At 43.0% G+C, this 16,924-nt stretch carries 14 protein-coding genes; 10 read left to right on the top strand and 4 right to left on the bottom strand.

Features of this window, described 5'->3' with window-relative positions; all coding sequences use genetic code 11:
- Window positions 1–200: 200 nt before the first annotated feature.
- The 8 genes from VL121_RS13570 (at window position 201) to VL121_RS13540 (ending at window position 7,224) form a co-directional block, all read left to right on the top strand.
- Window positions 201–1,271, top strand: coding sequence for a 5'-nucleotidase (locus tag VL121_RS13570; protein ID WP_325406159.1), 1,071 nt, complete (start codon window positions 201–203; stop codon window positions 1,269–1,271).
- Window positions 1,272–1,821: 550 nt separating this feature from the next.
- Window positions 1,822–2,871, top strand: coding sequence for a family 43 glycosylhydrolase (locus VL121_RS13565; RefSeq protein ID WP_325406157.1), 1,050 nt, complete (start codon window positions 1,822–1,824; stop codon window positions 2,869–2,871).
- Window positions 2,872–2,902: 31 nt separating this feature from the next.
- Window positions 2,903–3,055 (top strand): hypothetical protein, encoded by a 153-nt coding sequence (locus VL121_RS13560; RefSeq protein ID WP_325406155.1) that lies wholly within the window; start codon window positions 2,903–2,905, stop codon window positions 3,053–3,055.
- A 125-nt stretch (window positions 3,056–3,180) separates the two neighbouring features.
- Window positions 3,181–3,783 (top strand): DUF6088 family protein, encoded by a 603-nt coding sequence (locus VL121_RS13555; RefSeq protein WP_325406153.1) that lies wholly within the window; start codon window positions 3,181–3,183, stop codon window positions 3,781–3,783.
- Window positions 3,780–4,106 (top strand): nucleotidyl transferase AbiEii/AbiGii toxin family protein, encoded by a 327-nt coding sequence (locus tag VL121_RS13550; RefSeq protein WP_325406152.1) that lies wholly within the window; start codon window positions 3,780–3,782, stop codon window positions 4,104–4,106. Before VL121_RS13555 ends, VL121_RS13550 begins: the two co-directional genes overlap by 4 nt.
- 4 nt (window positions 4,107–4,110) lie before the next feature.
- Window positions 4,111–4,479, top strand: a complete 369-nt coding sequence (locus tag VL121_RS21715; RefSeq protein WP_414635420.1) for a nucleotidyl transferase AbiEii/AbiGii toxin family protein — start codon at window positions 4,111–4,113, stop codon at window positions 4,477–4,479.
- A gap of 230 nt (window positions 4,480–4,709) precedes the next feature.
- Complete coding sequence (locus VL121_RS21710) at window positions 4,710–5,018, top strand: DUF6660 family protein (protein WP_414635419.1); 309 nt, start codon at window positions 4,710–4,712, stop codon at window positions 5,016–5,018.
- A gap of 49 nt (window positions 5,019–5,067) precedes the next feature.
- The gene (locus tag VL121_RS13540) at window positions 5,068–7,224 is read left to right on the top strand and encodes a TonB-dependent receptor (RefSeq protein WP_325406147.1); all 2,157 of its coding nucleotides are present in this window, start codon (window positions 5,068–5,070) and stop codon (window positions 7,222–7,224) included.
- Between the two features lie 295 nt (window positions 7,225–7,519).
- Here VL121_RS13540 and VL121_RS13535 read toward each other — a convergent pair whose 3' ends face one another.
- Window positions 7,520–8,722: a formylglycine-generating enzyme family protein gene (locus VL121_RS13535; protein ID WP_325406145.1), complete on the bottom strand. Its 1,203-nt coding sequence runs from the start codon at window positions 8,720–8,722 to the stop codon at window positions 7,520–7,522.
- 342 nt (window positions 8,723–9,064) lie between these two features.
- Between VL121_RS13535 and VL121_RS13530 the strand changes: the two genes are divergently transcribed.
- Together VL121_RS13530 and VL121_RS13525 are read left to right on the top strand one after the other, a co-directional pair.
- Entirely contained in the window at window positions 9,065–12,580 is a 3,516-nt protein-coding gene (locus VL121_RS13530; RefSeq protein WP_325406143.1) for a sensor histidine kinase, read from the top strand.
- Window positions 12,581–12,591: 11 nt separating this feature from the next.
- Window positions 12,592–13,341 carry a LytR/AlgR family response regulator transcription factor gene (locus tag VL121_RS13525; RefSeq protein WP_325406141.1) on the top strand — a complete coding sequence of 250 codons (750 nt, stop codon included), beginning with the start codon at window positions 12,592–12,594 and terminating at the stop codon, window positions 13,339–13,341.
- 316 nt (window positions 13,342–13,657) lie between these two features.
- Here VL121_RS13525 and VL121_RS13520 read toward each other — a convergent pair whose 3' ends face one another.
- The 3 genes from VL121_RS13520 to VL121_RS13510 all read right to left on the bottom strand — a co-directional run bounded on the left by VL121_RS13520 (window position 13,658) and on the right by VL121_RS13510 (window position 16,865).
- Window positions 13,658–15,340 carry a serine hydrolase domain-containing protein gene (locus VL121_RS13520; RefSeq protein WP_325406139.1) on the bottom strand — a complete coding sequence of 561 codons (1,683 nt, stop codon included), beginning with the start codon at window positions 15,338–15,340 and terminating at the stop codon, window positions 13,658–13,660.
- Between the two features lie 131 nt (window positions 15,341–15,471).
- The gene (locus VL121_RS13515; protein WP_325406137.1) at window positions 15,472–15,720 is read right to left on the bottom strand and encodes a hypothetical protein; all 249 of its coding nucleotides are present in this window, start codon (window positions 15,718–15,720) and stop codon (window positions 15,472–15,474) included.
- A gap of 128 nt (window positions 15,721–15,848) precedes the next feature.
- Window positions 15,849–16,865, bottom strand: coding sequence for a sterol desaturase family protein (locus tag VL121_RS13510; RefSeq protein ID WP_325406135.1), 1,017 nt, complete (start codon window positions 16,863–16,865; stop codon window positions 15,849–15,851).
- Window positions 16,866–16,924 lie beyond the last annotated feature (59 nt).

Below are 16,924 nucleotides of genomic sequence, written 5' to 3'. Positions count from 1 at the left end.
GTAAACTCACATTACCAGACCGCTTTTGCTCTCCTAAATACAACAATTCTTTTTTGCTTAGCTTTATTTGTGTTGACATCTAAATTGATTTTAGTAACACAAATATAATAAATGTTTCTAAATTAATTTGTCAATACACTACGGTACCGCTCTTGCCTTATGGGGTTATCAAATTTAGAATTGGGAATAATAGGCAGCCGGTGAGCGACTGGCTTTTAAAAAGCTGGTGCTATGGCGATTACTGCCTTGTTTTCACAGGAGTTTTTCAAAACATTAAAAATACTTTGCAAATGCCATTAGACCTATCAAATATTTTAGTTGTGGGAGTATCCAGTCGAGCCCTCTTCGACCTGGAAAAGGAAAATGAAATTTTTGACAAAGAAGGAATATCTGGATATCGAAAATATCAGTTGGAACACGAAGACGAATTACTACAACCTGGAACTGCTTTTCATTTAGTACAAAGTTTACTTCATTTGAATACGAATGCCATGAGCCAAATTGTAGAAGTTGTTGTTATGTCGCGGAATAGCCCGGAGACAGGAGTAAGAATTATGAATTCTGTAAGACAGCATCGACTTGACATAACGAGAATGGCTTTTAGTGGCGGCGGACCTTTAGCCCCCTATATTGACGCTTTTGATATTGACTTGTTTTTAAGCAAGGATGTAAAAGATGTTCAAGCTGTGATAGACTCAAAAAGTTGCGCCGCAGCATATATATATGCACCACCGAAAGAATTTAAACCTTTAAACAATTGCGTTAAAATTGCTTTTGATGCTGACGCTGTTCTGTTTTCCGATGAATCAGAGCACAGATATAAAACTCAGGGAATTGAGGAATTTCATAAATACGAGCAGGAACACGAAGATGAAGCTTTGGGTGAAGGGCCGTTTGCTAAGTTGTTAATTAAGTTATCGAAAATTCAAGAAGAACTTCCAACTGCAGTTGAACTTTCACCATTAAGGTTAGCAATCGTGACAGCGAGAAATGCTCCATCTCACATGAGGGTAATAAAAACACTGCGAAAATGGGGCGTATATGTTGACGAAGCATACTTTTTAGGCGGTCTCGCAAAAGATAAAGTTTTGAAAGCATTTGGCGCCCACATATTTTTTGATGATCAGGAAGTACATCTTGCCGAATCTTCAAAGGTTGTTCCATCAGGACGTGTGCCGTATGCATTTGACTCACCGTTATTTAAATCGAATTTAAAAGGGATTAAACTTGAAGCCGTTAAGGTGCAAAAAATTCAACCTAAAGATTACTAACTATAATAGCCTCTATTATATCCCCCGCTTTGGCGCAAGAATGAGGCGTAGGAAAAGAGCGAGGGTTTCTTGTGCCGTATTAGGGAAAGGTGAAGGATGAAAGGAGAGAAGTGTGAATAGTGAATGATGAGGAGTGAAACGTGAGAGGCGAAAAGTGATAAGGAATCAGATCATCGTTAGTACGCTTAAGCTGAAAGCTGATGGCTGATAGCCCAGAGCTGGGTGGGTTTCCTTCGGATTTAGGATTTACGGCTTCGGGCTTAATAATGTGTAAATTGAGGCACTTATTTATTACAATGAAAATATTGACCGCTTTTGCCGCATGTTGCATAATGATGCTATACGTTCATGCGCAGCCATCCAAAAAATCAACGTTTCACCTTAATTATGATCCTTCGGCACAGGCTACCAGCGCAATGAATTATTTTAAGCCGGAGGGGAATATGTTTGTTGGGGATTGCATCCCGTTTTACCACAACAGCACTTTTTACCTGTACTGGCTGCTCGATTCGGGGCATCATTCTGCGTTAAACGGTATGGGTGGTCATCAATGGGTGCTGAGAGCACCAGCAAAGACCTTAAAACCTGGAAACAGTACCCTGTTGTGCTTGGCATTGACGAAGACTGGGAAAAATCGATCTGCACCGGGTCTGTAGTATATTACAACAATACCTTTTACGCGTTTTATGCTACCCGGCTCATAGATCCTTCGGGCGAATGGAGTGAACAACTAAGCTATGCCGTTAGTAAAGACGGTATTCATTTTAAAAAGCAACAGCCTAATCCTTTCTATACCTATGCGCCGGGATACAGTAAACGCCATTTCCGCGATGCAAAAGTATCTGTAGACAGTGCAGGTAATTTTCATTTGTTTGTATCAAGCGCCAGGGAAAACAGTGGCTTCCATAATAATGGCGCGCTGGTGCACATGGTTTCCAAAGATCTGAAAAAATGGGAAGTAAAAGAACCCGTCATTACCGGCATGAGCGATGTACCGGAGTGCCCGGATTATTTTTACCGGAACGGTTGGTATTACCTGCTGTACAGCACAGGCTCCGACACGTACTATGTAATGTCGGGGCAGCCGTATGGTCCATGGCAATACCCGGCTTCACAGGTGTTTAAAGAACAATGGTCGAACGTGGTAAAGACCGCAGCCTTTGTAAACGGAAGACGGATAGCCGCAGGCTGGGTACCTTCCCGCAAAGACAATGAAGACGAAGGACATGAGATATTTGGAGGGAATACGGTTTTACGTGAAATCATTCAGCAGGAAGACGGCACGCTGTGTACAAAGTTCGTTCCCGAAATGATCCCTGCCACGGGAGCGGAGATCCCTTTTGTGCTGAGCAAAAATGAATGGGTTTCCCGGTCGGGCGACAGCTATACATTTAATGCTGCATACGGATTAACCGGTTCTTTTATAAAAGATGTACCGGTTAACTGCAGGATCACAATGGAGATTGAACCATCGGGTAACTATGATGAATATGGATTGTACCTGCGCGCCAATGAAGATGGAGGAGAAGGGTATAAGCTGGCTGTATCGGCAAACGAATCATCGGTAACGCTTAGCGGATACACGAATTACTGCGGTTGAGGGATTGCACGGTAAGGTTAAACTTGACATTGTGATGAAGGGTGATATTATTGATGTAAGCATTAACGATCGCCGCTGTATTGTAAACCGTGTTATAAACCACAAAGGCCATTTTTTGTGGTTGTATGCGAAGTTTGGCAAGGTGGTATTCCGGTCTGTTACGATCGCGCCGCTGAAGGAGTGAAGTGATAGTTAGAAAAGGTTGAAAAAGCGTAAGCTGCAAGCCAGGCTGAAGAAACGCTTTAATCGTTGTGCTAAAATCTTTTTTTCGTCCCAAATATGTGCTAAATTTGGGACGAAACTTAAATTATGGAACGACCAAAAGTGGAAGCAAAAGTCGCTGAAAAGCTGGGAACGCTCCCAAAAGGAACTGTTCTTTTCGTGGACGACTTCCTTGACTATGGCAGCCCTGAAAGTATCAAAAAAGCTTTATTACGGCTGAAAGAGAAAGGGTTGCTGGTTCGCCTGGCTCACGGCATTTACTTATATCCAAAAATTGACAAAGAATTTGGGACTCTGTTTCCATCTACCGAAGATATTGCTAAAGCTATTGCAAGACGAGACAAGTCGAGAATTGTTCCGACAGGTATCCAGGCATTAAATGCATTGAGATTATCAACACAGGTTCCGATGAAGGTGGTTTTCCTGACCGATGGGGCAGCAAGGATTGTCAAAGTGGGAAAACGAACCATTACATTCAAAAAAACCAGCCCCAAAAACCTGTTGCCCAAAGGACCAATAAGCAATTTGGCAATTCAGGCATTAAAAACGATCGGGCAAAATAATGTTGATGATGATACTTTGAAGAAATTACAAACTATCCTGGAAAAGGAAAAGAAAGAAAACATCCTGCACGATGCAAAGCTCGCACCCGCCTGGATAAATAAAATACTAATGCAGGCAATCAAATGAACACAACCTGGCTAACAATATCGAAAGAAAGAAGAGTGGACTTGCTAAATCAGGCCACCGGATTAACAGGGTTACCCGGACCCGCCATTGAAAAAGACTGGTGGGTAACATTAGCGTTAAACGCTTCCTTTTCGTTGCCGTATAGCGGGAACATTATTTTTAAAGGCGGAACTTCTTTAAGCAAAGGTTGGAATTTGATAGAGCGTTTTTCAGAAGATATTGATCTGGCTGTTGACAGAAAATTCTTTGGCTTTCATAGCGACATCAGCAAAAATAAAATTAAAAATTTAAGAAAAAAATCATGCGAATTTATTTCTACTTAGAAAAATATTTTTACTTCATGAAGAATTTTCGCAGCCTACTGATGAAATTCGCGTTAACAGGTTATCGAGGCACTTATATGATATAGAAAAGATAATGGACACTGAATACGGAAAGGCAGCACTTTCAGACACAGCCTTATACAAGGGCATAGTAGCACATAGGGAAAAGTTTAACCGACTCCGGGGGCTTGACTATTCCAATCACGTTCCAGTTAAAATAAAAATCATTCCGCCTGATACAGTAATTAAAGCGTGGGAAACGGATTATCAGATAATGATACAACATATGATTTACGGCGATCCACTAAACTTTGATAACCTGATAAAACGGATTCAGAAGTTACAAAAAAGAATAAATGCAATAGCTCATTAACCTACGCAAATGCAAACACATTATTTGTAAAACATAGAAATCCCTGCACAAAGCCAACTTTGCGAAGCTCAAATTTTACTATCCCGCCCCGGCAGAGCGTTTTCTTTCTGAAAGCCGGAGTCATTTTTTTCAGAAAGCAAAACAATGCGGCAATTTGAACTTTTTCTCACCGAAGGTAAATGCACCCATCACATCGTTTCCATCCATCCATTTGATTACCTTTGCGCCTGGTGAAAAATTGTATAGCCTGCATATTAGCTATTTATATTTTGTTCAGCGCAGTCGTTCCCTGTTCCTTTTTTGACAATTGTGAGGAAGCGCAAAGTACAGCACACAGTGCCGGTTCAGATCATAAAAAGGACTGTAGCAACTGTTCGCCATTTTCTATTTGTTCATCCGCACCAGGCTTTACCCTTAATACGATAAGCACGTCTTTTGAACCGGTTGCATTTAATAATTCACCGGCGTATAGCGAATATTGTTTCTCTTTCAAGTCAGGGTATTATTCCAGTCTCTTTCAGCCCCCGCGTGCAGGTTAACAGCTTCAGGACAGGCAGGATTTATTGATCACATTACCGTTTACACAATATGAAGAAAATACTATTGCTAAGCATAGCAGTGTTATGTGCGTTCACTATTTATGCGCAGCATACCATTACATTATCGGTTAAAAGCAGCGAAGAAAAGATACCCCTTGCAGGCGCTACAGCTACCATCGTTTCGTTAAATAAAACAGCAGTTGCAGATAGTGCAGGCATTGCAACCTTTACAAACATTGCGGCAGGCAGGTACCAGGTTAAAATGTCGTATGTGGATTTGGAAGAACAGGAAGTAACCGTTGAGGTACCACAGCCCGGCAACACAACATTTGAGGTGCTTTTGGAAGAAGGGGAGGAACATGAAGAAGAAATAATAATTACAGCAACCCGTATAAGCAGAACCATTGCCAATATTCCAACACGGGTGGAAGTGATTTCCGGCGAAGAACTAACTGAGAAAGGAAACATGAAGCCGGGCGACATAAGAATGCTGCTGAACGAAAGCACAGGTATTCAAACACAGCAAACTTCAGCCACTTCTTACAATTCCAGCATCCGCATACAGGGACTGGATGGCCGGTACACCCAAATATTAAGAGACGGTTTCCCGCTTTATTCAGGCTTTTCGGGCGGATTAAGCTTAATGCAGATTGCTCCTCTTGATTTAAAGCAGGTTGAAGTAATTAAAGGTTCATCATCTACATTATACGGTGGCGGGGCGATAGCCGGTTTGGTAAACCTCGTTTCTAAAACACCCACAGCCGAAAGGGAATTGAGTTTTATGGCAAATGCCACATCAGCCATGGGGTTGGATCTTAGTGGTTTTTACAGCCAGAAATTCAGGAACACCGGACTAACTGTTTTCGGTTCCAGGAACACAGGCCGTGCTTACGATCCGGCAGATATTGGATTAACAGCTATTCCGGAGTTTGAGCGATATACCATTAATCCCAGGCTATTTATTTATGGTGAAAAGACAAATGCCAATATTGGTTTCAGCTACGTTACAGAAGACCGTACAGGCGGCAGCATGGATTATATCAGGCACGGAACAACAGGTTATTTTGAAAAGAACAATACCGGTCGTTTTACAGGCCAGGCAGATATACGGCATAAATTAAGTGATAACAGCAATCTTCAGTTTAAAAGCAGTTATTCAAACTTCAACAGGTTAATTACGGTGCCTGCCAGCATTTTTGAGGGCGTGCAAAAATCTTCTTATTCGGAGCTCAACTTTAATACAAAAGGCGAAAAGACATTCTGGATAGCCGGAGTGAATTTCTTAACCGATGATTTCAGCGAACAAAGGCACCACACCAACCCATTAAGAAATTATCACTACAATACCTTTGGTGCATTTGTGCAAAACACATGGTCGCCAACAGGCAAATTTACTTTGGAAACAGGTTTAAGAGGCGACTATGTAAAGCAATATGGTTTTGAATTATTGCCAAGATTTTCAGCCATGCTAAAAGCAACTCCAAAACTAACGGCAAGGTTAGGCGGCGGCTTAGGTTATAAAACACCTACTGTATTTAATGAAGATGCGGAGAAAGTACAGTTTCAAAACATGCTGCCCATCAACGGGCAATTGGCAAACAACGAAAGGTCAGCAGGTGGTAATCTTGATTTTAACTACAGAACAAATTTTGGTGATGTAGGTTTTAGCATCAACCAGCTATTCTTTTATACAAGACTGAATAAGCCATTGGTGTTAACCAATACGGCAGGCAGCAATTATGAATTTGTAAATGCAGATGGTTATATAGATACCAAAGGAATGGAAACAAACCTGCGGTTCACTTACGGCGATTTTAAGTTGTTCATTGGCTATACTTATGCAGATGTGAATAGTTACTTCAGCAATACCAGAAGCTGGTTTCCATTAACGGCAAAGCACAGGTTGAATAATGTATTAATGTATGAGCAGGAAGACAAACTAAAGATTGGTTTGGAAGCCTATTATTTCAGTCCGCAAAGGTTGAGCGATGGCGCAACAGGAAAGCCTTACTGGATAAATGGTTTAATGGCAGAAAAGCTATGGAAGAAATTTTCTGTATTCATCAACTTTGAAAACTTCCTTGATACACGGCAAACCAGGTTTGACACCATTTACACAGGCTCCATTACCAACCCGGTTTTTAGAGACATTTATGCTCCGGTAGATGGATTTGTAATAAATGGCGGCGTTAAAATTAAGTTGTAAAAGAGGTGGGGTGAGAGGTGAAAAGTGAGAAGTGAGGAGTGAAAGGGGAGGACGCGGCCTTGAGATTTAAATTTTATTTGATTTGGTGCTTGGTGCTTCCCTTCGGATTTAGGACCCGGCTTCGGGCTTAACAGATTTGCTCCATAGCGGAAAGTAAGTACAAGGGAGTGAGGAGAGAGGTGAAAGGACAGGTTGTGAAAGGTGAAAAGTGAAAAGTGAGGGGTCAGAAGTGAAAGTTGAGATGTATTGCTAAGCTCGTTGCTCACAGCCGATTGCTGACGGCTGACCGCTCAAACTATTCTCCCTCCACATCCTTCACGCACCTGAACCCGATATGGTTGGTGGCGGAGCGCCATTCGCCCTTGCCGCGGGTGCCTACCATGTACCTTGTGCAATATTGATCGGTGCATAAATACGAGCCGCCGCGTTGTACTTTTTTCTGCTGGCCGGGTTCAGCAGGATCGAAGGATGAATCGGGTCCTTTGGGATTTTTAACAACGCCTGCTTTTACAAGTCCGGCATAATAGTCCGGGCGGTACCAGTCGCTGCACCACTCCCACACATTGCCGGCTATATCGTATAAACCATAGCCGTTGGGCGCGAATTGCTTAACCGGCGCTATGCCCGCAAAGCCATCACCGGCGATATCCGCATTGGGAAATTGTCCCTGGAAAGTATTGGCCTGCCATTTGCCTCCGTTTTTCATTTCATTGCCCCAGGTGTAGAGGTTGCCTGTTTTACCGGCTCTTGCGGCAAATTCCCATTCGGCCTCCGTGGGCAAGCGCTTGCCCGCCCATTTGGCGTAAGCTGCCGCGTCTTCATAAGCGATCTGCACTACGGGATAATGATCTTTTCCTGCAATATTGCTGTTGGGCCCCGATGGGTGCCGCCAGTTGGCTTCGTGTACATATTGCCACCATTGCAGGTGATTGGTCAATGGCACTTCATGCGCGGGAGGCGTGAATACCACCGCGCCGGCAACAAGCGCTTCTTCCGGTGCGCCGGGAAATTCTTCCTTTGTGGGTTTTTGTTCCGCCACCGTAATATAACCGGTTGCTTTTACAAAGTCCGCGAACTGCTTGTTGGTTACTTCCGTTTCATCCATGTAAAATGGATCAACGTATACCTGGTGTATGGGCCGGGCGTCGTCCATGGCTTCGTGTCCCCCTTCGGTGATGCCCACGGGGTTTACACCGCCCATGCTGAATGTTCCGCCGGGGATATATGCCATGCCTGCAATTTTTTCAGGATCTGCGGGTATTTCATTTTCTGCTGTAGTAATAAAAGCCGTGCCACCGCCATTCATGAAGATGGTGCTGTCGCCGGGTGTTAGTCCTTTTGTACAGGAAATGGCGCCGCTGATCTTCATGGCGCCGATGTCGGGTGCGATGGCGGCAACCTGTGCAGCTTCCGTTTTGTTTTTTCCTTGTTGGCAGGAGGACACACTCATTATAATAAACGCAATAAAAAGAAAATTGTTCAACATTGATCTTCGCATAGGCTGTGTTTTTTCGCGTATCCGGTAGTTGCTGTATTGGTTTGCCGGCACTAAATTACATAAGAATTGTTACTATTGTTTGTCATGCTTACGCAGGAAGCATCTGTACAAAGCGGAAACCCGCCGCACAGGGTGCAAACTCCGGGAAACGGAAAAATCATTGCCATACATTTGTACTGCGAACCTGCAAACCGTCCGTTTACTCAAAATTTAAGGCAAATACTAAAAAATATTGCAGGTTACAGTCCGATCACCTATTTTTCACCAATTGAGACGATACGCCTCATTCATTTTAAAGCTAATTAGAGGAGTAAATTGCTAATGGTTAATGATATCCGAAGAATGTGTGCAGTGGCGGTTTGTTTACTGCTATTGGTTCCGGCAAGGGCGCAGTTACCGGAGTATCATCTCCAGTTATTTGATTACCCAAGCGGCATCCGGCCCGATGCTATAACATCAATGGCCAAGGATCGGAAAGGGATGCTTTGGATTTTATACAGGTCGCAGGTGCAAAGCTTTGACGGAAAGGAGGTGCAGAATTTCCGGCCTTCTCCCAGGGTGAATAGCCTGCTTTGTGATAAGGAAGGCCGCATATGGGTATGCTCTGAAAAAGAGGTATTCCTTTTTTCCGAAAGAACAGGAATATTTGACGCTGTAACCGTTGAAGACAGTAAGGATAGTTTGAAAGTTGGACCTGTTATTGAACTGCCCGATGGGAAAATATGGATGCTTACCAATAAAGGCTTTTTTCAGTTCAGCCAGGTAAAACAGGCATTTACTAAAATGGAGTCGTTCTTACAAACGGCAAACGGGCTGCGTACGGATATTTGTGTATTATACCGTAACGTTTTATTTGTACATAATAATCGTTTTATTTATCGCTACAATATTACAACCGGCGGCACAGATAGCGTACCGGGCGGACAGATTTATGGTATTTTTCCTGTGAGTGAAGACAGCGCGCTTGTTAGTATGCGCTATGCCACGCCGCAATGGTACCGGTTTTCAACAAAGAAGATCACTGCCGCCTCGCTGGGTAGTGGCCTTGCCGGGTCGTTTAGTTTAAGAAATATGGCGGCCATTTCCCCCTCCCGTTTCCTGGTAGCTTCTTCCGAAGGGATATTTGAATATAATGCGGCGAAAAAAGAGTTTTTAAAGCAGAATTTTTTCCTGAATGGAAGAAAGGTAGCGACCAATGAATATGCCAGTTTTATTTTTTATGATGAAGCGGAAGGCTATGCCTGGATAGCTACAACAGACGGTATTGCACGGTTCGCATTCAGGAACCAGCCTATGGGACTGATTAAAATACGGCAGATGAACGATGAAATATCTGCCAATATTAATGATGTGCGTAAGATTGTACAGGATGAAAAAGGAGATTTATGGATAGCTACCGGCTATGGCTTTGCCTGCTGGAAAAAAAGCGAAAGCGAATGGATATTGTTTCCTCCCGCCAAAAATGACAGCACCAGGTTAAGTCATGAATCAATACGGGGAATGGTATATGACGGCAGGTACCTGATACTTGGCCCTACCAATAAGGGGTTGTGGTTGTTTGATATTAAGACTAAACAGTACAGGCGTCCGGCTTATGATTCGGACGAAACAAAAAAAATAAGCGAAAGGGATTTTGTAAATGATATTACCACTTTACATAATGGCGATCACCTTGTTGTTGCACGGGATGCGATATATGTGCTGGACGGAAAAACTTACCGGTTGCGGCGGCTCAGCCATCCGGCAATGGGAAAAGGAGCGGCGAGTTTTTGTGCACAGGGAGGTGACGGGATAGTATGGATTGCGACTCATTCGGGTGTGTACTGTTTTGACGGGGCGCTGAACTACCTGCTAACAGTACCCGAAGACTTTAAAAGTAATGTAATTACCTATGGCTACAGCGGTTTCATTATGCAGGATAACGGCTTGCTGTTTTACTGTACTAAGGGATTGTATACGCTTCATTATAAAGATGGGCAGGTAAAGAGCAAAAAGCTAACCACCGTTTTTGACAATATGGGTTTGTATACGGTTTACCAGGACAGGAATGGGGTTATTTGGGCCAGCTCCGAAAATGGTATTTACCGCTTTGATCCTAAAACTTCAAAACTGAATCTTTTTGACCGGTCTGATAATATCCAGGGTTATGGCTTCAACAGCAATAGCTGGTTCAGGGATAAGAACGGTATTCTTTACTTTGGAGGACTGAATGGCATCAATTACTGGCAGCCCGAAACGTTTTCAGCTCCTTACCAGTCATTTGAAGCGTATATCAGCAAAGCAAGGATTGGCAACATGGATTACTCCATGTATGCTTTTGATACCCTGGGGCCAATCAATTACTCAGACAGGTCAATGAGTGTGGTTTTTGCGGCTGTATATTTCAATAACCCCGAAAAAGTAAGGTACCGGTATAAGCTCAGCGGACTGGATACGGATTGGAAAGAAATTGGCAATGGCAATATTGTGCGTTTTTCTTCGCTGGCGCCAGGCAATTATGTTGTTGAAATGGAAGCAAGCCTGAACCAGGTTGACTGGAAAAAAGCGAATAATACCCTCGCTTTCCGGATACTGAACCCTTTTTGGATGACATGGTGGTTTATTGCATTGTGTGTTTTGCTGGTAGCGGCTGTAATAGCGCGTGTTGTTTTAAATCACAGGCGTAAGATCAATATGCATAAAGATGAGTTGGAAACCGCGCAGGCCATCAATTACTTTTCCTCCAGTATTTACGAAGCGCCGGATATAGAAACTATTTTGCCGGATATACCCAAGCATTGTACAGAACGGCTTCATTTTGAAGACTGTGTAGTATATATATTAGACAGGAAGACAAAAGTATTAAAACAAAAAGCCGCTTCCATAGCCGGAACTGTGATAAGCCATCCTGCTGAGGTTTCCACAGAAAACGGCATTGCCGGGCGGGTAGCCCATTCCGGCAGCGCAGAGATTATTTATGATACTACCAGGGATACCCGCAATAACGATAACGAAGGGCGTATACTTTCAGAGATTGCTGTTCCTATTATTACAGACGGAAATGTATGGGGGATTATATATTGCGGACACACTAAAAAAGGTTTTTTTACACAAAAACATTTATCGTTACTTACCACCATTACTTCGCTTTGCGCCAATAAAATCATAAAAACAAAAGCCGACAGAGAAAAGGCGAGGGCCGAATCGGTGCTTATGGATACGCGGCAAAAAATGGCAGACGCTGAAATGCAGGCTTTAAGGGCGCAAATGAATCCTCATTTTATTTTTAACTGTCTTAATTCCATTAACCGCTACATTGTAAAAAGCGACCAGGCAACGGCATCTTTATATCTCACCAGGTTTGCCCGGCTGATACGATTAATACTGGATAATTCTAACAACAAGTCTATTACACTGGCCAGTGAACTGGAAGCATTAAAGCTATACATCGAGATGGAAGGTATCCGGTTTGAAAAAAAATTCACCTGTGATATCAGTTTTACCGCGGAAGTATACCCGGAAAGCGTATATGTGCCTCCGTTGATCATACAGCCTTATGTAGAAAATGCCATCTGGCATGGCTTGTTGCATAAAACAACGGAAGGTTATTTATCTGTTCACATCAGCCGGAAAGGGAATGATATACTGCAATGTATTATTGAGGATAACGGTGTGGGCAGGAAGAAGGCTAAAGAATTAAAGAGCAAAACAGCGGCTTCCCGGAAATCATTAGGGATGCAGCTCACCGAAAGCAGGCTGGTATTAATGGGCCGGCAGGCAGGGTTGAATGCCTCAGTAGGTATTGAAGATATGAAGGATGCATATGGAGAAGCGCTGGGAACGAAAGTTACGCTGAACATTCCTGTAGATGAAACTTAAAAATAACTGATATGATAAAATGTGTGCTGGTAGATGATGAAACAAACGCCCTCGAAATGATGGAGTGGCTGCTGAAAACCTATTGTCCGCAGGCTGAAATTGTAGCGATGTGCAATACGGCGGAAAAGGGTATTGAAGCCATTAACAGGCATAAGCCTGATGTAGTGTTTCTGGATATTGAGATGCCCAGGATGAATGGTTTTGATATGCTGGAGCAGGTTAAGAACTTACCGTTTGAGATTGTGTTTTGCACGGCCTACGATCAGTTTGCTATAAAAGCATTTAAATATGCCGCGTTAAATTATTTATTAAAGCCTGTTGACCCCGATGATCTTAAAGCAACCATGCAGCGGGTAGAAGAAAAAAGAACGCTTCCCAGTAAGGAGCAGTTTGCGCTTTTGCTGCAACATATTAACCGTCCCCCAAAATCAACGCCTTCGCGTATTGCACTTACAACAGGCGATGGACTGATATTTGTGGCTACCGGAGAGATCATTTACTGCAAGGCGGAAAGCAATTATACCAATGTGGTACTTACGGGCGGCAGAAAGATTATGGTGTCGAGGGTGCTTAAAGAATTAGACGAAACGTTAAGCGGCCCCGATTTTTACCGGGTACACAGCTCTTTTCTCATTGGTATCAATCACGTAAAAAAGTTTGTTCGCGGGGAAGGCGGGTATATTGTTATGGATAATGATGAGAATATAACGCTTTCCCGTAGCCGCCGGCAGGAATTTATGGAGCTTTTTTCCAGGTTCTGAACCCGGGAAGCAACAGGCTGTAACTGCTTTTATTTCCTGAACCGGTATTACTTTTTGGGGTAGCATACTTTTGGACGGCAGGCAAAATGGTGATCTTATGGTAATTCATTTTTCCGGATCACCCTTCCTGCCAAAGAAAAGGATAGCCCATTTTCGGCTAATTACACAGGGAATAATACCGATTACTAAAAAGAACGGCAAACCCTTTTTGATTTCAAAACTGCATAATACATTTGTTCAGGTTTTTCATAGGATATTGGATTTTAAAAGCGGGGTGCATTTTTATGCTGCCCCTTTTTTTTGCCCTTTTTTGTTTCTATATTTTATTAAACCGCAGGTGCATGATCCTGCCATCGTTTACCTCGAAACCAATTATTTTCATATTGTTATCGCTGATCATTTTTAAATGCCTCATCCACCAGTATTCAGTAAAAAGATGATCTTTACCGGCCAGCTTCAGTTTGCTGTCGCTATACTTATTGCCGGTTAATACCAGTTCATGATCTTTTACAATAATGGTATACTTGCAATCCAGTTCCGGGCAGTAATACACACCTGTATACAACTGTAGTTGTTTATTCGCTTGAATACTGTCTGTGGTATATTTTACCAGCAACCGTTTATTGTCGGGCCAGTATTGATTTACCCGCACGCTTTTACCATTTGTTGCACTGAATACGAATTTTATCTCCGGTGATTTGGCTACGGTAAAGCTGTCTTTCAACCCGGGGTACAGCAGATCCGAGTTCCCATAACGCTCCCAGTACAATTTGTGGTTGCGCAGCACAAAGCTGAATTGTGCACCATCTTCGGAAATGAAATCACCGGTGAAATTTTTTGCACGTCCTTCATCTTTTATAATAGCCCGGCTGCTGTCAATCTTTATGTCAGCAGCAGCAACTGTAGTTGATGTGTCTTTAATAAAAAGATCTGCTAACTGGTAAGTCTTTTCATAGGTGTTTACATCTGCCAGGTTGCTGAACACCATAAAACCCATTTTTAGTTCCGGAAACACGGTGAGCCATGTTCTGAACCCCGCATCCCCGCCGGAATGTGAATATTGTTTAAACCCTTTGTAGGTATCGGAAACAATGCCCAGGGCATAGTTCAGTTCCGCACCATTGTTCAGCTTCCCTTGCTGTACCAGTTGATTGATATCTGCCTGCGTACCCGCAACAGGAGTATAAAAGTTCATCACCCATTTCGAAAGATCGTTGATATTGGTAAACAAGCTGGTGGCGCCTGCAGTGGAATAGGAGAGTACGCTGTTGGAAAATGTAAAGCCATTTTTCCGCTGGTAAGAATAAGCACGGTTTTTTACAATCTCCGTATAGTCATCATGAAAGTGCGTATCCTTCATGCCCAGTGGTTTAAAAATAGCAGAGTCTGTAAAACTGCGGAGCGACTGACCTGTTGCCGCTTTCACAATTTCTGCCAGCATGGTAAACCCGCTGTTGGAATAGCTGTATTGTTCTCCCGGTTTAAAATTCAATGCCTGCTGTTTGCCCAGTATTTTTACAATATGATCCTGGGTAATCACATCGTCTAAACGGGTGCCTGCAATGGCCAGCAATTGCCATTGATCGCGGATGCCGCTGGTATGATTGAGCAGTTCACGGATCGTGATCTTTTCTTTAAGGTCAGGAAACCAGGGCAGGTATTGATGAATGTCATCATCCAGGCGCAGCTTTCCCTGCCCGGCGAGCAATACAATGCTGTAGGCCGTAAACTGCTTGGATACAGAAGCCATATGAAAAATAGTTTCGGAAGAAATAGGAACACCATACTCCAGGTTGGCCATACCATACCCTTTGGCGTAGATCAGCGAATCGTTGCGTACCACACCTATGGCAAAACCCGGTGTGTTGGGGTTATTCCACTGGCTGAAAAGCTTGTCAATTTTTTGAGTAACGGAATCAGGAATGCTTTGCGCGGTTGCATTATTTATTGGCAGACATGCAAAAGCAAAAACAACAAGGAGTTTGATGGATAGGTTCATACAGCGTCATTGTTGAACAAATATAGTGGATTGGAGTAGGAGGGAGGAAGCCGGCCGGGCGTTTATTGCTTCTCAGCACATTTCTGGCAAGTTCACAAACTATATGGGGTTGATTTAGCAGCCGGCAGCAACTATACAAAAACTACCTGTATTTCTTCTGTATACGGGAGTACCAGGTTCATATCGTCAATAGCGGTATACTGATACCAGTCTGCATAGTGAATTCCACGTATTTCTTCAATATACAGTCCATCAATATTATATAGAATATACTCGAAAATATTATCTCTTCGTTCACCAAGTATTACGGCGTATTTAACAATGAGTTCCAGTTGCTGCACTGTGGAGAGGGCGGAAAATTGAGCTACGGTTAAGGACATGGAAGTGGTTTTTGGGATGATTGGATACCTCAAAGGAAATGCACCTGGCCTGCAAAAAAAATAGAACAATATGCTTTTGTTTTGTAATGGAAATACCGACAAACCACCAATTTCCTGTATTTTTACGATTACTCCGTTGCCCGATACATACTGCCTGGCGGGATCAGCGGGATGCTTTTTGATTCCTTGCCAGTGGGAGGTAACGCAACGTTGATATCTCTCCTGTTTTCAACATCCCTGTTGTTTGAATTGTATAAAGGATTCTCCTGTTGCCGCAGTTCTTCGCTGGTATGCCGGCTTCCATCGTGACTCCAGCCGGGAGGGCCAAAAAGATAGGCTACTTTTTGCTTCCATGTAACATCATTTCGGTGCAGGTCCTGCCAAATGGCTTTCCATTCGTGAAATACGATATGAAGCGGGGTTTTACGGGTAAGCGGTTGCGTTAAGCCGTATTTGATGGGCTGGTAATGTTCCGCAGGCAACTCCGGCTGAAATGTGCCAAACATTTTGTCCCATATAATTAAAAACATGCCCATGTTCTTATCCAGGTATTTGGGGTTAGAGGCATGATGAACCCGATGGTGGGATGGAGTAACCAAAATGTTTTCGAGCCAGCCCATTTTTTTAATGAGCTCGGTATGCACCAAAATGCCCCATATTTGGGTGGCGGAGTATAAAAACAAAATATCTAACGGCTTAAACCCAAGCAAGGCAAGGGGAATAAAATACACGAAACGGTACAGGGGCTGAAATACAGAAGAGCGGAATCCTACGGTAAAATTCATATGCTCCGAAGAATGATGCGTAACATGTACTGCCCAAAAAAACCTTATTTCATGATCAAAACGGTGTAGCCAGTAATATAAAAAATCTTCTAATAGGAGCAGTAACAACCAGTAGGTAATTACATTACCAAAAGAAACCAGGTGCCGGTCGTAAAAGTAATCCAGTATCACCAGGTATACGGTACGAAACAGTATGTCTACCCCGCTGTTAAGCAGCATCAGGTAAATGTTACGGGTGGTATCTTTCCAGCCATAAATTTTTTTATGACTGTAATTGCTTAGTAATATTTCAATGCCGATAATTACAATATATACAGGTGTACTCAGCAGTATTAAAAAGTATTCTCTTAAGGGTTCCATTATAATGTAATTGCAAAAATAACAGATTACAGGTGTAATCTGGCGTATCTTGCATTTTG

Source organism: Agriterribacter sp. (genome assembly GCF_035497235.1).
Classification (GTDB): Bacteria; Bacteroidota; Bacteroidia; order Chitinophagales; family Chitinophagaceae; genus Agriterribacter.
The sequence above is the reverse complement of the archived record's forward strand: the minus strand, read 5'-3'. Positions and strand labels throughout refer to the sequence as shown.